Source organism: Marseilla massiliensis (genome assembly GCF_016899855.1).
Classification (GTDB): Bacteria; Bacteroidota; Bacteroidia; order Bacteroidales; family Bacteroidaceae; genus Prevotella.
On sequence record NZ_JACJJG010000019.1, the window covers coordinates 21,489 to 40,974 of the forward strand.

At 40.5% G+C, this 19,486-nt stretch carries 19 protein-coding genes and 1 tRNA gene; 17 read left to right on the plus strand and 3 right to left on the minus strand.

Annotated elements, in window-relative coordinates:
• Window positions 1–12: 12 nt before the first annotated feature.
• The 5 genes from H6A34_RS05625 (at window position 13) to H6A34_RS05645 (ending at window position 5,025) form a co-directional block, all read left to right on the plus strand.
• Window positions 13–1,203: an efflux RND transporter periplasmic adaptor subunit gene (locus H6A34_RS05625; RefSeq protein ID WP_205104023.1), complete on the plus strand. Its 1,191-nt coding sequence runs from the start codon at window positions 13–15 to the stop codon at window positions 1,201–1,203.
• Between the two features lie 3 nt (window positions 1,204–1,206).
• Window positions 1,207–1,974, plus strand: coding sequence for an ABC transporter ATP-binding protein (locus tag H6A34_RS05630; RefSeq protein WP_205104024.1), 768 nt, complete (start codon window positions 1,207–1,209; stop codon window positions 1,972–1,974).
• 43 nt (window positions 1,975–2,017) lie between these two features.
• Entirely contained in the window at window positions 2,018–3,256 is a 1,239-nt protein-coding gene (locus H6A34_RS05635) for an ABC transporter permease (RefSeq protein WP_205104026.1), read from the plus strand.
• A 289-nt stretch (window positions 3,257–3,545) separates the two neighbouring features.
• Window positions 3,546–4,340 (plus strand): sensor histidine kinase, encoded by a 795-nt coding sequence (locus H6A34_RS05640; protein WP_205104028.1) that lies wholly within the window; start codon window positions 3,546–3,548, stop codon window positions 4,338–4,340.
• Window positions 4,312–5,025: a LytR/AlgR family response regulator transcription factor gene (locus H6A34_RS05645; RefSeq protein ID WP_021947420.1), complete on the plus strand. Its 714-nt coding sequence runs from the start codon at window positions 4,312–4,314 to the stop codon at window positions 5,023–5,025. The genes H6A34_RS05640 and H6A34_RS05645 overlap by 29 nt, the downstream gene beginning before the upstream one ends.
• Window positions 5,026–5,095: 70 nt before the next feature.
• Here H6A34_RS05645 and H6A34_RS05650 read toward each other — a convergent pair whose 3' ends face one another.
• Complete coding sequence (locus H6A34_RS05650) at window positions 5,096–5,734, minus strand: HAD family hydrolase (protein ID WP_205104030.1); 639 nt, start codon at window positions 5,732–5,734, stop codon at window positions 5,096–5,098.
• A gap of 423 nt (window positions 5,735–6,157) precedes the next feature.
• Between H6A34_RS05650 and H6A34_RS05655 the strand changes: the two genes are divergently transcribed.
• The 11 genes from H6A34_RS05655 (at window position 6,158) to H6A34_RS05705 (ending at window position 17,250) form a co-directional block, all read left to right on the plus strand.
• Entirely contained in the window at window positions 6,158–7,477 is a 1,320-nt protein-coding gene (locus H6A34_RS05655) for a DEAD/DEAH box helicase (protein ID WP_205104032.1), read from the plus strand.
• Between the two features lie 114 nt (window positions 7,478–7,591).
• Window positions 7,592–8,659: a 3-phosphoserine/phosphohydroxythreonine transaminase gene (gene serC, locus H6A34_RS05660; RefSeq protein ID WP_021947423.1), complete on the plus strand. Its 1,068-nt coding sequence runs from the start codon at window positions 7,592–7,594 to the stop codon at window positions 8,657–8,659.
• Between the two features lie 129 nt (window positions 8,660–8,788).
• Window positions 8,789–9,706, plus strand: a complete 918-nt coding sequence (locus tag H6A34_RS05665) for an NAD(P)-dependent oxidoreductase (RefSeq protein WP_205104034.1) — start codon at window positions 8,789–8,791, stop codon at window positions 9,704–9,706.
• Window positions 9,707–9,715: 9 nt separating this feature from the next.
• The gene (locus H6A34_RS05670; RefSeq protein WP_205104036.1) at window positions 9,716–10,963 is read left to right on the plus strand and encodes a DUF1015 domain-containing protein; all 1,248 of its coding nucleotides are present in this window, start codon (window positions 9,716–9,718) and stop codon (window positions 10,961–10,963) included.
• 18 nt (window positions 10,964–10,981) lie between these two features.
• Entirely contained in the window at window positions 10,982–11,569 is a 588-nt protein-coding gene (locus H6A34_RS05675; protein WP_205104038.1) for an IMPACT family protein, read from the plus strand.
• Between the two features lie 81 nt (window positions 11,570–11,650).
• Window positions 11,651–11,739 (plus strand) — tRNA-Ser (locus tag H6A34_RS05680).
• A 188-nt stretch (window positions 11,740–11,927) separates the two neighbouring features.
• The gene (rsmA, locus tag H6A34_RS05685; RefSeq protein ID WP_021947427.1) at window positions 11,928–12,737 is read left to right on the plus strand and encodes a 16S rRNA (adenine(1518)-N(6)/adenine(1519)-N(6))-dimethyltransferase RsmA; all 810 of its coding nucleotides are present in this window, start codon (window positions 11,928–11,930) and stop codon (window positions 12,735–12,737) included.
• Window positions 12,738–12,822: 85 nt separating this feature from the next.
• Window positions 12,823–13,383 (plus strand): ribosome recycling factor, encoded by a 561-nt coding sequence (frr, locus tag H6A34_RS05690; protein WP_021947428.1) that lies wholly within the window; start codon window positions 12,823–12,825, stop codon window positions 13,381–13,383.
• 88 nt (window positions 13,384–13,471) lie between these two features.
• The gene (gene rsgA / locus H6A34_RS05695) at window positions 13,472–14,404 is read left to right on the plus strand and encodes a ribosome small subunit-dependent GTPase A (protein WP_205104040.1); all 933 of its coding nucleotides are present in this window, start codon (window positions 13,472–13,474) and stop codon (window positions 14,402–14,404) included.
• Between the two features lie 76 nt (window positions 14,405–14,480).
• Window positions 14,481–16,649 carry a helix-turn-helix domain-containing protein gene (locus H6A34_RS05700; RefSeq protein WP_205104042.1) on the plus strand — a complete coding sequence of 723 codons (2,169 nt, stop codon included), beginning with the start codon at window positions 14,481–14,483 and terminating at the stop codon, window positions 16,647–16,649.
• Window positions 16,650–16,686: 37 nt separating this feature from the next.
• Complete coding sequence (locus H6A34_RS05705; RefSeq protein ID WP_205104044.1) at window positions 16,687–17,250, plus strand: NUDIX domain-containing protein; 564 nt, start codon at window positions 16,687–16,689, stop codon at window positions 17,248–17,250.
• Between the two features lie 29 nt (window positions 17,251–17,279).
• Here H6A34_RS05705 and H6A34_RS05710 read toward each other — a convergent pair whose 3' ends face one another.
• Window positions 17,280–18,614 carry an NADP-specific glutamate dehydrogenase gene (locus H6A34_RS05710; protein WP_205104046.1) on the minus strand — a complete coding sequence of 445 codons (1,335 nt, stop codon included), beginning with the start codon at window positions 18,612–18,614 and terminating at the stop codon, window positions 17,280–17,282.
• 280 nt (window positions 18,615–18,894) lie between these two features.
• Between H6A34_RS05710 and H6A34_RS05715 the strand changes: the two genes are divergently transcribed.
• Window positions 18,895–19,251, plus strand: coding sequence for a hypothetical protein (locus H6A34_RS05715; protein ID WP_205104048.1), 357 nt, complete (start codon window positions 18,895–18,897; stop codon window positions 19,249–19,251).
• A gap of 16 nt (window positions 19,252–19,267) precedes the next feature.
• Here H6A34_RS05715 and H6A34_RS05720 read toward each other — a convergent pair.
• The coding region (locus H6A34_RS05720) for a transposase (protein ID WP_205104050.1) at window positions 19,268–19,486 on the minus strand (219 nt) is incomplete at its 5' end.

Genomic DNA, 19,486 nt, shown 5'->3' on the forward strand with positions numbered 1-19,486 from the left:
TAAAGAATTGTTATGAATAAGAAATTTGTTGTATGTGCGGCCGTGATAGCGGTAATTATTGCATGTTGTTGCCTTGCGTTTTGCGGAAAGGAAAAGCATGAAATATCATTCGATACAGCTGAAGTAAAGGAGGAAAACATCTCAAACAGTGTTACGGCTACCGGCACTATTGAGCCGGTAACGTCGGTAGACGTCGGAACGCAGGTTTCCGGAATAGTTGCAAACATTTATGTCGATTACAACAGTGTCGTTAAAAAAGGACAGGTTATTGCTGAGTTAGATAAGACAAATCTCCAGAGTCAAGTTAATATTGCCAAAGCAAACCTTAATAACGCACTAAGTCAATTCACGTATCAAAAGGCGAATTATGAACGTTATGAAACGTTGTATAAGAAAGGGCTTGTTAGTGCAGATGAGTATGAAACAGCGTTGTTGTCATATAGGCAGGCGCAAGATCAAGTAAAGGAACATCGTGAAAGCCTGCAACAGGCACAGACGGATTTGGGTTATGCAACAATATCTTCGCCTATTGATGGTGTAGTTCTATCGCGTGAGGTGGAGGAAGGACAGACCGTTGCGGCCAGCTTTGAGACTCCTACATTGTTTACAATAGCTCAGGATTTGACTAATATGAGGGTTATTGCCGATGTTGACGAGGCTGATATAGGTGATGTTAAAGAAGGCGAGAGGGTATCATTTACTGTTGACGCATACCCTGATGATACCTTCAGTGGTACTGTTACCCAAGTACGTCAAGAAGGAAATACAGAGGATAATGTCGTTACTTATGAAGTCGTAATAAGTGCACAGAACAAAGACTTGAAATTGAAGCCCGGTCTTACGGCCAATGTCACCATATATACTCTTGACAAAAACGGCGTTTTAAGTGTGCCGAACAAGGCTTTGCGCTTTACTCCGACTAAAGAGCTTATCGGTGATGCGACAATCAAGGACTGTAAAGGAGCGAAAAAAGTGTGGACATTCAATAATAATGTATTTGAGGCACATGCAATTAAAGTTGGCATCAGTGATGGCATTAATACCGAAGTGCTTGGCGGTATAAGTAAAGGAACCAAAGTCGTCACAGAAATAAAGGTAGACCAAGGGAAAAACATTGAAAGCGGACAACCGGTGGAAAGCCAACAGGAATCGAGTCCGTTTGCGCCTAAAGGTCCTGGACAAAATAAGAAAAACAAGAAGTAAAGCATGGTTACAAATAATAATGAGGACCGTAAAGTCGTTATAGAATTACAGGATGTCCATCGTGATTTCATTGTCGGTGACGAAACCGTGCACGCATTGCGAGGTGTCTCGTTCAAGATACATGAAGGCGAATTTGTTACGATTATGGGCAAGTCTGGTTCAGGAAAGTCAACTTTGCTTAATCAGTTGGGATGTCTTGATACTCCGAGTAACGGCGAGTATTATCTTGACGGGATATCAGTGCGGCGTATGAAAAAGTCCGAGCGTGCAGTATTACGCAACCGGAAAATAGGCTTCGTGTTCCAGAACTATAATCTTCTGCCGAAGACTACTAGCATAGAGAATGTGGAATTGCCGCTGATGTATAATCCTGGAATTAGCGCAAGGGTACGACGTGAACGTGCGATACGTGCGCTTGAGGCAGTAGGGTTGGGCGATAGACTGTACCATAAGTCAAACCAGATGTCTGGAGGACAAATGCAGCGTGTGGCAATAGCGCGTGCATTGGTTAATAATCCTGCAGTTTTGCTCGCTGATGAGGCTACAGGAAATCTTGACACGAGGACCTCTTTTGAGATTCTTGTGCTATTCCAGAAACTTCATGCAGAGGGACGTACAATAATATTCGTGACTCATAATCCAGACATCGCGAATTATTCAAGTCGGAATATTGTGCTGAGGGATGGTAAAATCAGAAGCGACGAAATGAACGATAATATCCTTTCCGCTGCAAAGTCGTTGGCTGAGTTACCTCCGTCGAGGGATGATTGAAAATGTATATTCTATGAAAAAGGAAGGCTGAAAAGGTACAGACATGAGTATAACAAATCTTTTCAAAATAGCTTTGAGAGCCATTGCGGCTAATAAGTTGCGCTCGTTTCTCACCATGCTGGGTATTATTATAGGCGTTGCTTCAGTGATAACTATGCTTGCAATAGGGCAGGGCAGCAAGAAAAGTATCCAGAAACATATCTCCGAGATGGGGTCAAACATGATAATGATAATGCCTGGACAGGACATGCGTGGTGGCGTGAGACAGGATGCGTCGTCAATGGAAACACTTAAGCTTGCTGATTATGAGGCTCTGAAAGACCAATGTAAATATATCAGCGCGATAAGCCCTGTTGTGAATAGTTCAGGACAATTCATAAACGGGAATAATAACACGCCGTCAACGATATATGGTATCAACACTGATTATCTGACCATCAGGCAACTTTCGGTTGAAGACGGAGAGATGTTTACGGATGAGGATATCAAGGCAAGTGCCAAAGTATGTGTCGTGGGAAAGACCGTTGTTGATAATCTTTTTCCTGATGGCTCAGACCCGGTAGGTAAGGTTATCAGGTTCAATACAATTCCGTTCCGAATCGTCGGGGTATTGAAAAGCAAGGGATATAATTCTATGGGAATGGACCAAGACGACCTCGTGCTTGCTCCTTACACTTCAGTTATGAAACGAATTCTTGCTATTACATACGTGCAAAGCATAAACTGCTCGGCGATAACGGAGGATTTGACGGACAAGGCAACGGAAGAAATAACGCAAATTTTGAGGACTCAACATAAACTCAAGGATGCTACAGCTGAAAGTGAAGGTGACGAAGATGACTTCAACATACGTTCACAGGAAGAGTTGGCAAGCATGATGAATTCTACAACTGACTTGATGACAATCCTCCTTGCATGTATAGCCGGAATATCTTTGGTGGTCGGAGGTATTGGAATAATGAACATAATGTATGTAAGCGTTACGGAACGTACACGTGAAATCGGCTTGCGCATGAGTGTTGGCGCGCGCGGAATAGATATTTTGAGCCAATTCTTGATAGAATCAATACTTCTTAGCGTTACAGGAGGTATAATCGGAGTGCTCATTGGAATAGGTGCAACCTATGGAGTGAACATTTTTGCCAAATGGCCTGTATACATACAGCCGTGGAGTGTATTGCTTAGTTTCTGTGTATGTACTGCCACAGGAGTGTTTTTCGGCTGGTATCCGGCAAAAAAAGCAGCAATGCTCGATCCGATAGAGGCCATAAGATATGAATAGAACCATGACAAAAAAGACTTTCAATATCGTAGCTTTTCATGTTGTCTGCTGGATTCTTGTAGCTTCGCCTGCTATAATCTTCAGCCCTCAACATATGAGAAACAGTGGCGTAATGTGCCTTTTACGCCTATGCTTACCATTGTTTCTGTCGGCCATTTTCTATATAAATTATTTGTGGCTGGTGCCTGAATATCTTGTTAATGGGCGTCGGAATGTATATGTTTGTATAAATATTCTGTGCATATTATTATTTGCGTTTTGTACAGACAGGCTTATGGATATAAGTCGTATGCTTGAACTTGCGGCCGGATGGAATCCTCCGCCACCTCATGACCCAATGCCTGAAGGCATGGCTATGCTGCTTTCGTTTGTTAGGAATGTTTTTCCGTGCTTGCTGTCTGTAACTTTGGCTACTTCCGTGCGCCTGGCATTAAGATGGCAGACGGCGGAGAGTGAACGAAAAGAGATGGAGATACAGAAAACTGAGGCGGAACTGAGTAATCTCAGAAACCAGATAAATCCACATTTTCTGCTTAATACCCTCAATAACATTTATGCTCTTATATCCTTTGACAAGGACAAGGCTCAAAAGGCAGTGTTGTCGTTGAGCTCATTATTGAGGCAGATGTTATATGGCGCAAGGAATAATTCCGTTAGTTTGAAGGAGGAGACCGAATTCATTGGAAATTATGTTGAATTGATGAAAATACGTTTAAACAAGAACGTAAAAATAGACTTCAACGTATCCATCAAGACTGACAAGGAGTTAAGAATAGCCCCGCTTATAATTATTTCACTTGTTGAAAACGCATTCAAGCATGGAGTTGGAACTACCCGTCCGAGTTTCATCTCTATCAATATAATTGCCGATGAGAATAAAATTGAATGTGAGATACGTAATTCAAATTTCCCTAAAAACGACTCAGACAAGAGTGGTCATGGAATAGGATTGGAGCAAGTAGCAAAACGCCTGGACATGGCTTATGCAGGAAAATATGTCTGGGAACGTGGTACTGATGATAAAAACGAAGTGTATTATTCTAAAATTGTTCTTTATGATACTCAAATGTGCGATAATAGATGACGAACCTTTGGCTGCTGAATTATTGGCAAGTTATGCAAAAAAGACGCCAGAACTAAACCTTGTCGGCACGTACGACAGTGCCATAACTGCAATGAAGGAGCTAAGGGATAATCCCGTAGATCTTCTTTTTTTGGACATTCAGATGCCGGAATTAAGTGGATTGGAGTTTGCCAATTTGCTGCCTAAAAACACGAAGATAATTTTCACTACAGCTTTTGACCGTTATGCCATAGAAGGATATAAGGTAAATGCAGCCGATTATCTGTTGAAACCGATAAGCTATGACACCTTCTTAGTTGCTGTCAGCAAGGTTGCGGAGCTGTTCAAGGACAATGAACGGATGAAGTCTATGAACAGTGACGGGTTTATTTATATAAAGAGCGAATATAAACTTATCCGTATTGATTATGACGATATCCTTTATGTTGAAGGGGTCAAGGACTATATTAAGCTATATTTCACGGCTGGCAAGAAACCCGTTATGTCATTGATGAACATGAAAAAGATGGAGGATTATCTTCCTAAACCACAGTTTTTGCGTGTTCACAGATCGTTTATCGTAAATATGGCGAAGGTTGAAATGATAGACAGGGGACGTATTGTTATCGGTGAGAGCTTTATTCCGATATCCGAAAGCTATAAAGAGATTGTGCAGGATTACATTGATAACCATACGTTACAATAACGTGTGTAGGCAGTACAAGGCAGGGTGATGACGGTTGTGCCGGTTCCACTCTGCCTTGTCGTTTACGTCATTAAAAAATTTCGGACGGCTTTTCTACGAAAACATCGCCTCCGTTCTTGACAAGAAAATCTTTGTCACGGAATCCCCATAATACGCTGATACAGGGTATTCCACAATTTCTTGCCGTTGCAATATCAACCTCGCTGTCGCCAACATATACTGTTCCTTCCTTACCAACACCGAGCCGCCTCATAGCTTCAAGTACGGTGTCAGGAGCCGGCTTCTTACGTATGCTTTCGCTTTCGCCTATTGCAACGTCAATATAATTCTTGAAAAATGACATGCAAAGCTGTTCGGTCGCCTTGTAATATTTATTGCTGACTATGGCCATTTTCTTACCGTTTTCTTTAAGTTTTGCCAGAAGTTCCGTTATGCCTGGATACGGACGGGTGGTATCAAGGTTGTGTTCAAGATAGTGGGATATAAATGTAGAGTATACCTTCTCATATTTTGGATTGGATGCACCGCCAGGGATGGCCCTTTCGATAAGTTTCCTTATTCCGTTGCCAACCATGAGCCTTACCTCTTCTGTTGTGTGTTCTTTGAATCCATGTTCCCTCATTGCATAGTTCGTGCTTGATGTCAGGTCGTCAAGAGTGTACAGTAACGTACCGTCAAGGTCGAAAATATATGTATCGTATAGTTTCATTCAAATAATGTTATATTGTTATTTACCGTGTGCAAAGGTACTTCAAAAATATCGAAACACGAGTATATGCGTCCGTTTTTATCTCGAAATACATTCAAGAGGATAAAAATCGTAACTTATATGGCGGAAAAAGCTTTATATGTATGCATTTTACGCTTGATATTGTTATGGTATTATATAGTAAGTCATGTTGTAACTTACAATTTAAAAGGCCGTTTCTTGCGATGTAAAAGATGGCCTTTTAGCCTTTAAAACAGCACCTTTTGCGTGATGGTTTGCCTCTTGTTGTTTGCCCGTTGGATGTCAGATTGATATTAATTTGTATAAATCCGTTCAACATTCTTCTGATTTTATTCGTTAGTTTCGTTTATGTTTTGTATCTTTGCCAACATAAAACGTAATGCTTTGAAAAACCGGAGAACCATGTATAACGACGAAGATATATTGTCAAAATTGGGTATCGACGCCTTGAGCGACATGCAGTTGAGGATGAAGGATGTAATGCTTGGCGGCGTTTCGGATGTAGTACTGTTGTCGGCTACGGGCAGCGGTAAGACGCTTGCGTATCTTATTCCCTTGGTCAGGATGCTCGATGCTTCTTCAGACATGGTTCAGGCTGTAGTTATCGTGCCCGGCCGCGAGCTTGCCTTGCAGTCTTGTGACGTGTTCAAGAGTATGGGTACAGGATTTACTGCCATGTGCTTGTATGGCGGAAGGCCGGCAATGGACGAACACAGAGAGCTTGACAAGTTAAGGCCGCAGGTCGTATTCGCCACTCCGGGGCGTCTTGTTGACCATCTTGACAAAGGCAATTTCAGCCCGTTTAGCGTGAAATACGTAGTAATAGACGAATTCGACAAGTGTCTTAAGATGGGCTTTGCCGATGAAATGAAACGTGCTTTCAGTATGCTGCCCGGTGTCATCAGGCGTTTCCTTTTATCTGCAACAGATGCTGAAGAGATACCGTCATTTGTCAACATCGGCCATGTTGAACGTATAGATTACATTGGTTGCGATGACGCGGCGGGGCGTATTAAACTGCTGTATGTTAAGAGTCAGGAAAAAGACAAGCTTGAAACTTTGTACAGAATGTTGTGCGGTTTTGGCCAGGCGAGTTCTATCGTGTTTTTGAATTATCGCGACAGTGTTGAACGAACAGGGGCTTATCTTTCCGGCAAAGGGTTTACGATAAGCGTTTTTCGTGGTGGAATGGATCAGAAAGCGCGTGAAGCTGCTGTTTACAAGTTCGCAAACGGTTCAGCCAATGTGCTTGTAGCTACAGATCTTGCGTCGCGTGGCCTCGACATGCCAGAGGTTGATAACATAATACATTATCATTTGCCGGTAGGTAAAGACGAGTATGTCCACCGTACAGGGCGCACAGCACGATGGAAGTCGGAAGGCCGGGCGTTTTTCCTGCTTGGTCCGGACGAGACGGTGCCTGAATATGTAAGTGAGCCTGTTGAAGAGTATGACATACCTGAAAACGGTATATTGCCTCCACAACCACGCATGGTTACATTATATATAGGTAAAGGAAAGAAAGACAAGATTTCACGTGGCGACATTCTTGGGTTCTTATGCAAGACCTGCGGACTTGACGGTAATGACATTGGCAGGATAGACGTAAGGGAACGATGGGCTTATGCAGCTGTTGACAGTAGTAAATGGAAAGATGTAATAAAGCGCTCAGTTGGAGCTAAGCTCAAGGGCATAAAGACGGTAATAGAGCTTATAAAGTGACAAAATGACACTTATTTGCATATTTTAGTGAAATAATTTGCGGGAATGAAATAAAATAATTAATTTCGCAACTGCAAATTTGAACTATCGTTTTAATATAAAAATATTTTCATTATGAAGAAGTACAACTTTAACGCCGGCCCGTCAATGCTTCCGCGTGAAGTCATTGAAAACACGGCAAAGCAGATTTTGGATTTTAACGGAAGTGGCTTGTCATTGGCTGAAATCAGTCACAGGGCAAAGGATTTCCAGCCTGTTGTAGATGAAGCAATGGCATTAATCAAGGAACTGCTCAGTGTGCCAGAGGGCTATTCCGTGCTCTTCCTGGGAGGTGGCGCTTCGCTCGAATTCTGCATGATTCCCTACAACTTCCTTATAAAGAAGGCCGCTTACCTGAATACAGGTACGTGGGCAAAGAAGGCTATCAAGGAAGCTAAGCTGTTTGGTGAGGTGGTAGAAGTCGCTTCTTCTGCCGATGCGAATTATACATTCATTCCAAAGGACTGGACATGTCCAGCCGATGTGGATTATCTGCACATAACAACCAATAACACCATTTTTGGTACTGAAATACGCAAGGACCTTGATGTTCCCGTTCCGATGATTGCTGATATGTCGTCAGACATTTTCAGCCGCCCCGTAGACGTATCGAAGTATGAATGTATCTACGCCGGTGCACAGAAGAACCTGTCAATGGCAGGCGTGACGGTTGTTATCGTCAAGGATGACGCTCTTGGCAAGGCACCGCGTGAAATACCTACAATGCTGAACTACAAGACCCATGTAGAGAAGGGTTCGATGTTCAATACACCTCCTGTAGTACCGATTTACACGGCACTGGAAACATTGCGCTGGATTAAGAAGAACGGCGGAGTTGAGGCTATGGATAAGCGTGCATGCGAACGTGCAGACATGCTGTATACCGAAATTGACCGCAACAAGTTGTTCCGTGGTACGGTTGCTACTGAAGACAGGTCGGTAATGAATATTTGTTTTGTAATGAACGAAGAGTACGCTGAACTTGAAAAACCATTCCTTGAGTATGCTACTTCACAGGGTATGGTTGGTATCAAGGGACACCGTTCGGTCGGAGGATTCCGTGCAAGCTGCTACAATGCGCAGACAGTAGAGGGCGTACAGGCTCTTATAAAGTGCATGAAAGACTTTGAAGCACAGCATTAAATAATCTGATTTTACGGATAAAGGGGAGCATGTCGTCATCATATACTTGCGTTATGTGTTTAGGTGGGGCGTGTTTCTCTTTATCTTTTCAACCGATATAAGTATATAATTAACCAAAAATCTAAAGAGATGAAAGTTTTAGTAGCAACCGAGAAACCCTTTGCTCCAGTGGCAGTAGAGGGAATAAGAAAAGAAATAGAAGGAGCAGGAAACGAACTCGTACTTCTTGAGAAATATACTGACGTAGCACAATTGCTTGCCGCAGTGAAAGATGCGGACGCTCTTATCGTACGTTCGGACAAGGTTACACCTGCCGTGCTTGATGCGGCTGCTAATTTAAAAATAGTCGTGCGTGCCGGTGCTGGATATGACAATATTGACACAGAATATGCAAAAGGAAAGGGCGTTGTTGTTGAAAATACACCAGGACAGAACTCCAACGCCGTAGCAGAACTTGTATTCGGCTTATTGGTATATGCCGTACGTAATTTCTATAATGGTAAAGCCGGAACAGAATTGAAAGGTAAGAAACTCGGAATACTTGCTTTTGGTAATGTAGGACGTAATGTTGCCCGCATTGCTAAAGGATTTGGCATGGATGTATATGCGTATGACGCTTTCTGTCCGAAAGACGTTATCGAGGAGTCTGGAGTACATGCTGTTGGCTCACAGGATGATTTGTTTAAAGAGTGCGATATCGTTTCGTTGCATATTCCTGCAACAGCTGAAACCCGGCAAAGCATAAACTATGCGTTGGTAGGACAGATGAAAAAGGGCGGAATAGTGATAAATACGGCTCGCAAGGAAGTGGTAAATGAACCGGAATTGCTAAAATTGATGTCAGAACGTGAAGACTTGAAATACATAACGGACATCAAGCCGGATGCCGACGCAGACTTTGCGAAGTTTGAAGGACGTTATTTCAGTACGCCGAAGAAGATGGGCGCGCAAACGGCAGAGGCAAATATAAATGCCGGTATAGCTGCGGCAAAACAAATCAATGCTTATTTTAATGAAGGTTGTACTAAGTTCCAGGTTAATAAATAGTCTTAAATTATGGCAAGAATAAAACCATTCAGGGGTATACGTCCTCCACAACAGTATGTAGAGGAGGTTGAGTCGAGGCCATATGACGTGCTTGACTCTGAGGAAGCTCGTAATGAGGCAGGCAACAATGAAAAAAGTCTATATCACATAATAAAGCCTGAGATAGATTTCGAGCCGGGAACAAGTGAGTATGATCCACGCGTGTATGCCAAGGCAGCCGAGAATTTTAAGAAGTTCCAAGACAAAGGCTGGCTTGTGCAGGATGACAAGGAGCAGTATTACATCTATGCACAGACAATGAACGGCAAAACCCAGTACGGTTTGGTTGTATGTGCTTACGTTGATGATTATCTTAACGGTGTTATAAAGAAGCATGAGCTTACAAGGCGGGATAAGGAAGAGGACAGAATGAAGCACGTGCGTGTCAATAATGCAAATATTGAGCCTGTATTCTTTGCGTATCCTGATAACGACGCGCTTGATAGTCTCATAATGAGGTATGCGGCAACAAAACCTGAATATGATTTTATCGCTCCAGTAGATGGATTCCGTCATCAGTTCTGGATTATTTCTAATGACGATGATATAGCCGCTGTAACGAATGAGTTTGCAAAAATGCCGTCACTGTATATCGCGGACGGTCACCATCGTTCGGCTGCAGCCGCATTGGTAGGCGCAGAAAAAGCAAGACAGGATCCTAATCATACAGGAAATGAAGAATATAATTATTTTATGGCTGTATGTTTCCAGGCGTCACAATTGACGATTTTGGATTATAATCGTGTGGTCAAGGATCTGAACGGACTTACTACCGATGAATTCCTTAAGGCTTTGGCGAAAGATTTTGACGTTGAGGAAAAAGGAAGTGAAACATATAAACCTGCATGCTTGCATAATTTTTCATTGTATCTTGACGGCAAGTGGTTTAGCTTGACGGCTAAACCTGGTACCTATGACGATACCGACCCTATAGGAGTATTGGATGTTGACATATCAAGCCGTCTTATCCTTGACGGAATTTTAGGTATCAAGGATTTGCGCTCTGACAAACGTATAGATTTTGTGGGCGGTCTGCGTGGTTTAGGTGAGCTGAAGAGACGTGTAGATACAGGTGAAATGCGCATGGCCTTGGCCCTTTACCCTGTCACAATGAAGCAGATAATGGATATTGCTGACAACGGTAAGATAATGCCACCAAAAGCTACATGGTTTGAGCCAAAATTGCGTTCGGGACTTGTAATACACAAACTTTCGTAAAGTTCAGATTGATGTCGGATGAATTCTGATGAATTTAAGACAATCGTAAATATCGGTGAAGGGACTTATTCCGAAAAACGGAGTAAGTTCCTTGCTTTTGCGCATCATGTAGAAACGCTTGAAGAAATTAAGGATATAATTCAGGAATATCGGAAAAAATATTATGATGCGCGACATGTGTGCTACGCATATATGTTGGGGGCTAAACGTGAAGATTTCAGGGCTAATGATGATGGGGAACCCAGCAGTACGGCTGGCAAACCTATTCTTGGACAAATCAACAGCCGTGAACTGACCGATGTGCTTGTTGTTGTTGTACGTTATTATGGGGGCGTAAATCTTGGAACAGGCGGGCTTATCGTCGCTTATAAGACGGCAGCAGCTGCTTCGCTGGATGCTTCAGAGATAGTGATCCGCCAGGTTGAGTCTGTTATAACTTATGATTTTCCTTATGTCATGATGAATGCTGTAATGAAAGTTGTGAAAGATATGAAGCCCCGGATTATATCACAGACTTATAATGGAACGTGTGAAATAAAGCTTGGTATCAGGCAGAGTGAAGCAGAACAATTAAAGGAAAGGCTGAAAAAACTTTCATTCGAATGATTGTTTTTCTTGGTTATATCAAAAAATAATATTACCTTTGCAGTCGTAAACATCAAAGTTCAGGACTTTGTATGTTGAAAAGGAAGATTGGCAGAGTGACCGAATGCGCTGGACTCGAAATCCGGTATACCCTTTTCCGGGTATCGGGGGTTTGAATCCCTCATCTTCCGCATAATATAGAGAAGAAGAAGTTAAGGCTTCTTCTTCTTTTCTTTTATGTGGAGCATTTCTGTTTTTCCAAAACAAACGAAAGATTTTGATTTGCCGCATTATTTCCTTAACTTTGCAAAATAAATAAAGCATGATATAGATAGTGGAGTTTTTGTCATGATTCTATGCTTCAATATAAATGTGATTGATGAGAACCGTAAGACCGAAAAAAAATCTTGGTCAGCATTTTCTTACTGACCTGAACATTGCTAAGGCAATAGCCGACACTGTTGATGCATGTCCTGGTATACCTATATTGGAAGTGGGACCAGGTATGGGAGTACTCACGCAATATCTTATGCCGAAAGGTCGTGATTTAAAAGTTGTTGAGATAGACTCAGAATCTGTAGCTTACCTTAATGAGAAGTATCCGTCATTACGGCAAAGTATTGTAGGTGAGGACTTTTTAAGGATGGACTTAAACCTTTTGTTCGGAGGAAATCAGTTTGTGCTTACAGGTAATTATCCTTATGATATATCATCGCAAATATTTTTTAAGATGCTTGACAATAAGGAGTTAATTCCATGTTGCACAGGTATGATACAGCGTGAGGTGGCTTTACGCATGGCTTCAGCTCCAGGAACTAAAGCTTATGGAATATTGAGCGTGTTGATTCAGGCATGGTATGATGTTGAATATTTGTTTACTGTTGACGAAAACGTGTTTAATCCACCACCAAAAGTAAAAAGTGCCGTAATATGTATGAAACGCAACAAGACGGTTGATCTTGGTTGTGACTGGACTTTGTTCAGGCGTGTGGTTAAGACAGTGTTCAATCAGCGTCGCAAAATGTTGCGTGTATCACTTAGACAGATTTTGCCTAATGTGCAAGAACATGCTGTTTTTTATGGTAATGAGATTATGACATCCCGTCCAGAGCAGTTGTCAATACCACAATTTGTTGAGCTTACCAATATGGTGAAAGAGGAGATTGGAGATGAAATCGAGAACAGATGAAAGAGCAATAATATATTTCATAGTTAAATTGCTGTTCTTTCAGAATAAATCATTATATTTGCAAAACTGAAAAATATTTAATCATATGATAGACGTAAAAGCTACCTTAAAGGAAACTGAAGAGAGAATGGAGATGGCTGCTATGTATCTTGAAGATCAGCTGTCACATGTTCGTGCGGGACGTGCTAATGTTGCCATATTGGATGGTATCAGAGTAAGTTCATACGGTTCTATGGTGCCGCTTAATCAAGTGGCTAACGTATCTACTCCTGATCCGCGAACAATTGCCATACGACCTTGGGATAAAAAGATGATTAAGGATATCGAAAAGGCAATTATGGATTCGGACGTAGGCATTACTCCTGAAAATAATGGCGAGATAGTACGTCTCGGTATACCACAACCTACGGAGGAACGCCGTAAGGATTTGGCGAAGCAGTGTAACAAGATGGGGGAGAAGGCTAAAGTTGAGATTCGTAATGTACGAAGCGATATAAAGGATAAGTTGAAGAAAGCCATTAAAGATGGTCTTTCAGAGGATAATGAAAAGGATGCAGAGGTTGAACTCCAGAAAATTCATGACAAGTTTATTAAGAAAATAGACGACTTGCTTGCAGCAAAGAATAAAGAAATTATGACTGTCTAAAACGAATAAGAATCAAGAGTAAGAGCTTCATAAGAAACGATGGGCTCTTAACTCTTGATTTTATAAATGCAAAAAGTAATATCCGGAAGTGAATGGTCTTGTTATAAGAAATACAGGCAGTTGGTATACTGTAAAGACAGACGATGGCTCATTAATAGAATGTAAAATCAAGGGCAACTTTAGGCTTAAAGGTATACGCAGTACAAATCCTGTTGCTGTTGGCGACAGGGTGAAGATTGTCCGTAATGTTGAAGGGACAGCTTTTATTACCGACATAGGTGACAGGAGCAATTACATTATACGTAAGTCGCCTAATCTTTCTAAACAAAGTCACATTATCGCCGCGAATATTGATCAGGCGTTTCTTATTGTCACAGTTAATCATCCACAGACATCAACCACGTTTATTGACCGCTTTTTGGCTTCGGCAGAAGCATACCGTATTCCGGTGATTCTTGTTTTTAATAAGATAGATATATTATCACCTGAAGATGTAGAATATCAGAAAATGATGGTACACCTATATGAAACAATAGGGTATGAATGTTTGTCTGTGTCTGCATTTGACAACTCTATAATAGAATGTTTCAGACCGTTGCTTGAGAATAAAATTACCTTGTTTAGTGGTAATAGTGGAGTGGGTAAGAGTACGTTGCTGAATACGCTTATACCAGGATTGAATTTACGAACATCTGAAATTAGCGAGGCTCATGACACGGGTATGCATACAACCACGTTTAGTGAAATGTTGCCTTTGCCTTATGGTGGTTGGGTTATAGACACTCCAGGAATCAAGGGTTTCGGTACTTTTGACATGGAACCAGAGGAAATATGTGGCTATTTTAAGGAGATTTTCAAGTACTCAAAAGATTGTCGTTTCCGAAATTGTACACATACGCATGAACCAGGATGTGCTGTAAGAAAAGCTGTTGAGGAACATTACATATCAGAAAGCCGATATAATTCATATTTAAGTATGCTTGAGGATAAGAACGAGGGTAAATACAGAGAGGCTTTTTAATAGGGCTTTGTTTATATTCATAAACAGGAGAAAAATCTATCTGTCATCTGTGTTTATCTTTTTTTATTATTGAATTATGATAATGAATGCCGAGCTTGACCTTGCATGGGAAATCATTGAACATACGGGAGCAAATCTTTTTCTTACCGGAAAAGCAGGAACTGGTAAGACAACATTTCTTAAAGAATTAAAGGTAAAGTCTCCTAAACGTATGGTTGTGTTAGCGCCGACAGGTATCGCCGCAATCAATGCTGGTGGTGTGACTATTCATTCTTTTTTTCAGTTACCATTGTCTCCATTTGTTCCCGGAGTAACTTATGACCGTGCAGAGAAAAGATATTTTAGGTTTGGCAAGATTAAAAGGGATATCATACGTACGATAGATTTACTCGTAATTGACGAAATCAGTATGGTACGTGCTGATTTACTGGACGCGGTTGATTCTGTTATGCGTCGATATCGTGATCATGACAAACCTTTTGGTGGAGCTCAATTACTTATGATAGGTGATTTACAACAACTTGCACCAGTTGTAAAAGATGATGAATGGGCTTTATTAAGTGCGGTATATGACACTCCATATTTTTTTTCAAGCAAGGCGTTGGCTCAGGCTGGTTATCATACGGTAGAATTAAAAACTGTTTACCGTCAGCAGGATATTTCATTTGTGGCTTTACTTAATCAAATAAGGGAAAACAAAGCAACAGATGCAACTCTTGACACATTAAATCAGCGATACATTCCTGGGTTCAAACCGGATGCGAAAAGTGATTACATACGATTGACAACACATAATTTTCAAGCTCAGGCAATTAATGATTTAGAGTTGTCATCACTTCCTGGATATGAATATACTTTTAATGCAGAGGTGAAAGGCGTGTTCCCTGAAACTTCATATCCTGCAGATAAAGGTTTAATATTGAAACAAGGAGCGCAAGTGATGTTCATTAAAAATGATCCTGATAAACGTTTCTATAATGGCATGATAGGTGAAGTCATAGCAGTTTCTAATGACAATATTATCGTGAAAGGGAAAAACAGCAGTGAGGCTTTTAGATTGGAAAAGGCTGAATGGACAAACTCTAAGTATACGCTTGATAATGGAACAAAAGAAATTAAAGAAACAGTAGAAGGTGTCTTTAGACAATATCCATTGAAGCTTGCGTGGGCAATAACTATACATAAAAGTCAAGGACTTACATTTGACCATGCAATTATTGATGTTTCACATTCTTTTGCTCATGGACAAGCTTATGTCGCATTAAGCCGTTGTAAGACGTTAGATGGTATTGTTTTGAGTGCTCCTCTGCGACATGACTCTTTGATAAGTGATGAAATTGTAGAACGTTATATTGATGGGTTGGATTTATGTATTCCAAATAAATCAGAACTCTTGTCGTTAAAGTTAGCCTATTTTATAAATCTTCTTGACGAGCTTTTTGATTTTACGACGTTACATTCTTCGTTTAGATTATTGTTGCGAACAATTGATGAACACTTTTATAGTAAATATCCAAAGCTTCTCACCAATTATAAAAATGTTGGACTTATATTTAATGAACTTATAGATGTTGCCCGAAAATTTAAGGTGCAATATTCCCGTTTGTCAAGTGATGTATTAAATACCGATGATGCATATCTTTATGAACGTATACGAAAGGCCTCAAAATATTTTTCAGAGAGATTAGAAGATTTTTTGCTTTTGTTGGCGAAGACGAAAATAAGCACGGATAATAAGATTATAAAGCAGCAATTTGAAGAACGGTTTACGACATTTTCGGATGAACTAATAATCAAAAAGAAGCTTCTTGAATATGAAAGTCAAGATCATGTGTCTTTTTCCACAGGGGATTATCTTACGGAAAAAGCCAAGATTATATTGAATTTGAATGCAAATGACTCAACAGTGAAGCGTGAGAAAAAATTGCCCATAGCAAAAAAAACCGCTAAAAATACACGTGAAATTAGTTTTGATATGTTTAAATCAGGAATGACGATAGGGCAGATTGCTAAAGAGCGTGGGCTCGTTGCAGATACGGTAATGGGACATTTGGCTTATTTTGTTAAGGCTGGTTTGTTGGGTATAGACAAGGTGATTCCTCAAAGTCATATAGAAGAATTACAGACTTTCTTAGTAGCCCATCCACGCGTTACTTCCATATCAGAAGTGAAAGGAGCAGTAAATCCAGTAATTTCGTATTCTGAAATACGTTTGTTTTTTAATGTCAACAATGTCAAGTCGTAACTGAGCTGACTTTTGATATTTTTAATTATTGTGGAATATGGATGAATTGAGATATCATTACAAGTACCCTCATCCCAGTGTTACTGCTGATTGCGTGGTTTTTGGTTTCGATGGGGCGAATTTGATGATTTTGCTTGTTGAGCGAGGTCATGAACCGTATAAAGGCAAGTGGGCGTTTCCGGGAGGTTTTATCAATATTGATGAATCCGCGGAATCAGGGGCTTTACGCGAGTTGAAGGAAGAGACAGGATTATCAGATGTGGTTATAAATCAGTTTTATGCTTTCACTAATCCTGACCGTGATCCTCGTGAACGGGTTATAAGTATAGCTTATTATGCAGTTGTTCGTTTACAGTCTGTAACAGGTGGAGACGATGCAGCTAAAGCAAGTTGGTTTAAGTTTGATGAAATACCATCATTGGCTTTTGACCATCAAGAAATATTATGCCGTGCATGTGAAACTCTTTACAAGAAATTGTTATGCGAACCATTGGATTTTAGCTTTTTGCCAGATGGGATAACAATGCTAGAATTTCGTAATTTTTATTCTTTTGTACGTAATAATTTTGATTATCAAAAAAAACCAGACAGTAAACAATGACTGTCTGGTTTTGAATTTTTATTATATCTTTATACTATGCCTTGAGCCATCATGGCTTTTGCAACTTTAAGGAAACCTGCAATATTGGCACCTTTGACATAATTTATATAGCCATCCGGTTCGGTTCCATATTTTACACAATTCTCATGTATGTTGTTCATTATGCTATGCAATTTAGCATCAACTTCCTCGCGGCTCCAACTTAAACGTTCTGAGTTTTGGCTCATTTCAAGTCCTGATACAGCAACACCACCCGCATTTGCAGCTTTGCCAGGAGAATAAAGGATTTTTGCGTCCTGGAATATCTTGATAGCTTCCGGTGTGGTAGGCATGTTTGCGCCTTCACTGACAGCAATGACTCCGTTTGCTACAAGAGCTTTGGCTGCTTCTTCGTTAATTTCATTTTGTGTAGCCGACGGTAATGCAATATCAGCTTTTTCAAACCACGGCTTGGCTCCCTCGACATATTTAACATTATATTTTTCGGCATATTCGCGGATACGTCCACGCTCAATGTTCTTGAGCTCCATTATATAGTCGAGTTTTTCTCTGGTAATACCATCAGGATCATATATGTATCCGTCTGAATCGGAGCACGTTACGACCTTAGCACCAAGTTCTATACATTTCTCGATTGTGTATTGGGCAACATTGCCAGATCCACTTACGAGTACAGTTTTGCCTTTGATGTCTATACCACGCGTATTGAGCATATTTACGAGGAAGTACACATTACCGTAACCTGTTGCCTCCGGACGTATCAATGAGCCTCCGAATTGGATTCCTTTTCCTGTTAGTATTCCGCTCCATTCATGTGTCAGTTTTTTGTACATACCGAACATGTACGCAACTTCGCGTCCTCCTACGCCTATATCACCGGCAGGTACGTCTACATCAGCGCCGATATGGCGATAAAGTTCGCTCATGAACGCTTGGCAGAATCTCATTACCTCTGCGTCACTTTTACCACGTGGTGAAAAGTCTGAACCACCCTTTGCTCCACCCATAGGCAATGTGGTAAGTGAATTTTTGAATGTCTGTTCGAACGCAAGGAATTTAAGGATACCCAAGTTCACTGATTGGTGAAAGCGTAATCCTCCCTTATACGGACCAATTACATTATTGTGCTGTACACGATATCCCATGTTGGTGCGTACATTGCCCTTGTCGTCAACCCATGAGACACGAAATTCAATCACTCGGTCAGGGATACAAAGACGTTCAATCAGATTTGCCTTGTCAAACTCAGGGTGCTTGTTGTATTCCTCTTCTATTGTTCCCAATACTTGGCTTACGGCCTGGATATATTCAGGCTCATTTGGAAATCTCTGTTTGAGATTTTCTACAACTTGTACTGCATTCATAAGATATTGTTTTTATTGTTCCTTAATATGATATAGTCGTGTTGTCGTGAATTTTGCGGTTGCAAAGGTACACATTTTTATGTAAAAAACAAATATAATGATAATTATTTTATTAAAATTCTATCTAAATATAATATTTATGCCGTTTTAATGCACATTTGATTATAACTATATACCAGATTTGAATCTGGTGTTAAGTATAAAAGTTCTCATTATTTCAAGAAGATTATATTTTTTGTTTATATTTGTATTTAAATTAGGCATTAGTGAGAAATAAAGTATGAATGTAAAAAAAGAACTTGAAACTAAGGTTGGTATTGCTAATGGTTTATATCTTAATAATATTGAGATTGATCCTTTTACAATTAAAGCGGTTATGATAAATGAGGTTGTTCCGCCTGATCCCGTGCAAGATTTTTATGGCGAACCTTCAGCTGATTACCAGAAAACAATAATTCCATTCTTTCAATTTGCAGGAAACCATGTTTCCTCTATTTTTGATATTTTACAAATGGGTATTTATGTTACAAATGCTGTTAAAACGCCAAAAGTAGGATATTCTATTGATAGAAGTTGCATTGAAAATAGCTTGCCGTACCTTGAGGCAGAACTTTCTTTATTTCCTAATATCACGTGAGTTCGGTATAATAATCTTATGCAATAATCCTGCTTTTATCAATGATGTCAATATTGAGTGACGGTTTCTTAGGAAGCAGGTTGTATGCGATAAGCCCTGCAATCAGGTTGGAAGCAAAACCGTCAATGCTGCGGTGCCTGGTATGCTCAATGTAGCAGACGTTTTTGAGTTCGTCGTTGACGGTTTCAATGAGCGCCCTTTTCCGCAGCAGGATTTTGTCGTGCAGGTCCATGAG

Bases quoted from the DNA above. Each gene is read 5' to 3' on its own strand.
- H6A34_RS05625 (WP_205104023.1), top strand. From the start codon at position 13: ATGAATAAGAAATTTGTTGTATGTGCGGCCGTGATAGCGGTAATTATT.
- H6A34_RS05630 (WP_205104024.1), top strand. From the start codon at position 1,207: ATGGTTACAAATAATAATGAGGACCGTAAAGTCGTTATAGAATTACAG.
- H6A34_RS05635 (WP_205104026.1), top strand. From the start codon at position 2,018: ATGAGTATAACAAATCTTTTCAAAATAGCTTTGAGAGCCATTGCGGCT.
- H6A34_RS05640 (WP_205104028.1), top strand. From the start codon at position 3,546: ATGCTTGAACTTGCGGCCGGATGGAATCCTCCGCCACCTCATGACCCA.
- H6A34_RS05645 (WP_021947420.1), top strand. From the start codon at position 4,312: ATGATACTCAAATGTGCGATAATAGATGACGAACCTTTGGCTGCTGAA.
- H6A34_RS05650 (WP_205104030.1), bottom strand. From the start codon at position 5,734: ATGAAACTATACGATACATATATTTTCGACCTTGACGGTACGTTACTG.
- H6A34_RS05655 (WP_205104032.1), top strand. From the start codon at position 6,158: ATGTATAACGACGAAGATATATTGTCAAAATTGGGTATCGACGCCTTG.
- serC (WP_021947423.1), top strand. From the start codon at position 7,592: ATGAAGAAGTACAACTTTAACGCCGGCCCGTCAATGCTTCCGCGTGAA.
- H6A34_RS05665 (WP_205104034.1), top strand. From the start codon at position 8,789: ATGAAAGTTTTAGTAGCAACCGAGAAACCCTTTGCTCCAGTGGCAGTA.
- H6A34_RS05670 (WP_205104036.1), top strand. From the start codon at position 9,716: ATGGCAAGAATAAAACCATTCAGGGGTATACGTCCTCCACAACAGTAT.
- H6A34_RS05675 (WP_205104038.1), top strand. From the start codon at position 10,982: ATGAATTCTGATGAATTTAAGACAATCGTAAATATCGGTGAAGGGACT.
- rsmA (WP_021947427.1), top strand. From the start codon at position 11,928: ATGAGAACCGTAAGACCGAAAAAAAATCTTGGTCAGCATTTTCTTACT.
- frr (WP_021947428.1), top strand. From the start codon at position 12,823: ATGATAGACGTAAAAGCTACCTTAAAGGAAACTGAAGAGAGAATGGAG.
- H6A34_RS05700 (WP_205104042.1), top strand. From the start codon at position 14,481: ATGATAATGAATGCCGAGCTTGACCTTGCATGGGAAATCATTGAACAT.
- H6A34_RS05705 (WP_205104044.1), top strand. From the start codon at position 16,687: ATGGATGAATTGAGATATCATTACAAGTACCCTCATCCCAGTGTTACT.
- H6A34_RS05710 (WP_205104046.1), bottom strand. From the start codon at position 18,614: ATGAATGCAGTACAAGTTGTAGAAAATCTCAAACAGAGATTTCCAAAT.
- H6A34_RS05715 (WP_205104048.1), top strand. From the start codon at position 18,895: ATGAATGTAAAAAAAGAACTTGAAACTAAGGTTGGTATTGCTAATGGT.